The organism is Rhizomicrobium sp. (assembly GCF_056722145.1).
This window is the reverse complement of record NZ_JBWZET010000220.1, coordinates 1-2,979: the sequence shown is the minus strand read 5'-3', so window position 1 is coordinate 2,979 and position 2,979 is coordinate 1. Positions and strand designations below refer to the sequence as shown.

Sequence of the window (2,979 nt, the reverse complement as noted above, 5' to 3'; positions counted from 1 at the left end):
TCATCGAGTTGATGATGGCCTCCAGCCGCACGAACTGCTTCTCATCGACCTGGCTCGCGGCCTGCTGCATGCCGGCGAAGGGGCCGACCGAGGGCAGCATCTTGAGGATGCTCTCCATCGAGCCCATCTTCTTGATCTGGCGGAGCTGCTCGCGGAAGTCCTCGAGCGAGAAGCCGTCGCCGAGCAGCGCCTTTTTGGCGAACTCCTCTGATTTCTTGCGGTCGAGCGTGGCTTCGGCCTTTTCTACGAGAGAAAGAATGTCGCCCATGCCCAGAATGCGCCCTACGATGCGGTCGGGATGGAATGGCTCGAAAGCGTCGGGCTTTTCACCCGTGCCGATGAACTTGATGGGCTGGCCGGTCACGTGGCGGATAGAAAGCGCCGCGCCACCGCGGGCGTCGCCGTCCATCTTGGTCAGGACAACGCCGGTGAGGCCCAGGCGCTTGTGGAAATCCTGTGCAGAATTCACGGCGTCCTGGCCGGTCATGGCGTCGGCAACAAACAGAATCTCCGAGGGGTTAAGCAGCTTTTTGAGCTGCTCCATCTCGCCCATCAGCTCTTCGTCCACATGCAGACGGCCGGCGGTGTCGACGATCAGCGTGTCGCAGCCCATGTTGCGGGCCTCGCGGCGGGCTTCGCCGGCCAGCCGCTCGACCAGCGCCGATCCGGCGGGCTCGCCCTTCTGGTCGCCTTCGTAGAGCTTTGCGTCGATGGATTTGGCGACCACTTTGAGCTGTTCGCGCGCGGCCGGGCGGTAGACGTCGACCGAAACCAGCATGGGTCGGTGGCCGCCTTTCTTGAGCCATGCCGCCAGCTTGCCGGTGGTGGTTGTTTTACCGGAACCCTGCAGTCCGGCCATCAGAATGACCGTGGGAGGCTGCGAGGCGAACTTGAATCGCGCCGTGTCCTTGCCCAAAAGCGCGACCAGCTCGTCGCGGACCACCTTGATGACCTGTTCGGTGGGCGACAGAGCCGTCAACACTTCGGTGCCGACGGCCTTCTCGCGAATGTGCTCGATCAAGTCCTTCGCTACGTTGAGGTTGACGTCGGCCTCGAGCAGCGCCACGCGAATCTCGCGAAGGGCTTCGGCGATGTTTTCTTCGGAGAGCGTGCCCTGGCCGCGAAGGTTTTTGAAGGCGCGCTGCAGTTTTTCGGTAAGGTTCTCAAACATTCGGTCACCAAATCGCAGTCGATTTTCGAGACTGCGGCAAGCTTGATCGGGATTTCCCGCGGCTGCGGGATTTGCGTCCTTTGAGGCACGGTGAAAGCCGCGCCCTGTCCACATTTCAGTGTATCGTGGCGGCTGCGCGTAGCCGTGCCTTACCAACCGGCGCTGGCGCGATTGAATGAAGAAGGCTTTGTCGAACCCGTCCATTCACAGCGCCCCATCGGGGCGCTTTCCTGTTCTTTTGCGCACATTCCCAGAGCGGCGCTTCGCTTGCTCTGGGCTATTCTCCTGCTGCCGCTACGGGGCGCCACCCCGTGCCGGGGCGGCCGTACAGCCCCGGGGTTAAGATAAGGCCATGCCCGCTTATCGTTCACGAACCTCGACACACGGACGCAATATGGCCGGGGCGCGCAGTCTGTGGCGCGCGACCGGGATGAAGGACGGCGACTTCGGCAAGCCCATCATCGCTGTCGCCAACTCGTTTACGCAGTTTGTTCCCGGCCACGTGCACCTGAAGGACCTGGGCCAGCTGGTCGCCGGTGAGATCGAAAAGGCCGGCGGCGTGGCCAAGGAGTTCAACACCATCGCCATCGACGACGGCATCGCCATGGGCCATGACGGCATGTTGTACAGCCTGCCCTCGCGCGAGATGATCGCCGACTCGGTTGAGTACATGGTGAACGCCCACTGCGCCGATGCGCTGGTCTGCATCTCGAATTGCGACAAGATCACTCCGGGCATGCTGATGGCGTCGATGCGGCTCAACATTCCCACCGTGTTTGTTTCCGGCGGGCCAATGGAAGCCGGCAAGATGCAGCAGGGCAACATCGTGAAGGCTCTCGACCTGATCGACGCCATGGTGGTTGCCGCCGACGACAAGGTCAGCGATGCGGACGTGGAAGAGTACGAGCGTTCGGCGTGCCCCACCTGCGGATCGTGTTCCGGCATGTTCACGGCCAACTCCATGAACTGCCTGACCGAAGCCCTCGGCCTGGCGCTGCCCGGCAACGGTACGATTGTCGCCACCCACGCGGACCGCAAGAAGCTCTTTATGCAGGCGGGCCACACCATCGTGGATCTGGCCCGGCGCTACTACGAGCGCGACGATGCAACGGCGCTGCCCCGCGGCATTGCCAGCTTCGATGCCTTTGAAAACGCCATGACGCTGGATATCGCGATGGGCGGCTCGACCAACACCGTGCTGCATCTGCTGGCGGCGGCGCAGGAGGGCGAGGTGCCCTTCACCATGACGGACATCGACCGGCTCTCCCGTCACGTGCCGCACCTGTGCAAGGTTGCTCCCTCCACGCCTTATGTCCACGTCGAGGACGTGCACCGCGCCGGGGGGATCTTCGGCATCCTTGGCGAGCTCGACCGCGGCGGCCTGATTCATCGCCAGACCCACACCGTGCACGCGCCCACGCTGGGCGAAGCCATCGACCGGATCGACGTGAAGCGTGGCGCATCGCCCACCGTGCAGGAATTTTACCGGGCGGCTCCGGGCGGAGTGCGGACAACACAGCCGTTCAGCCAGTGTGCCCGCTATCCCGAACTGGACCTCGACCGCGCGGGCGGTGTCATCCGCGATGTGAAACATGCTTTCAGCGCCGACGGCGGCCTGGCGGTGCTCTTCGGCAATATCGCCGAGGACGGTTGCATCGTGAAGACTGCCGGCGTGGACCCCGAGCACCTGACACTCTCAGGACCGGCGCGCATCTTCGAAAGCCAGGAGGCCGCGGTCGAAGGCATTCTGGGCGACAAGATCGTGCCCGGCGACGTGGTGCTGATCCGGTACGAGGGACCGAAGGGCG

General features: G+C 63.5%; 2 protein-coding genes. One reads left to right on the top strand and one right to left on the bottom strand.

All coding sequences use genetic code 11. The annotated features are described in order from the left end of the window. Positions 1–1,171: signal recognition particle protein (gene ffh, locus AC1P6P_RS11970; protein ID WP_481402669.1), on the bottom strand; the 1,171-nt coding region annotated here is incomplete at its 3' end. A 352-nt stretch (positions 1,172–1,523) separates the two neighbouring features. Between ffh and ilvD the strand changes: the two genes are divergently transcribed. Next, positions 1,524–2,979, top strand: a 1,456-nt coding sequence (gene ilvD, locus AC1P6P_RS11965; protein WP_481402668.1) for a dihydroxy-acid dehydratase, incomplete at its 3' end; no start/stop codon positions are given.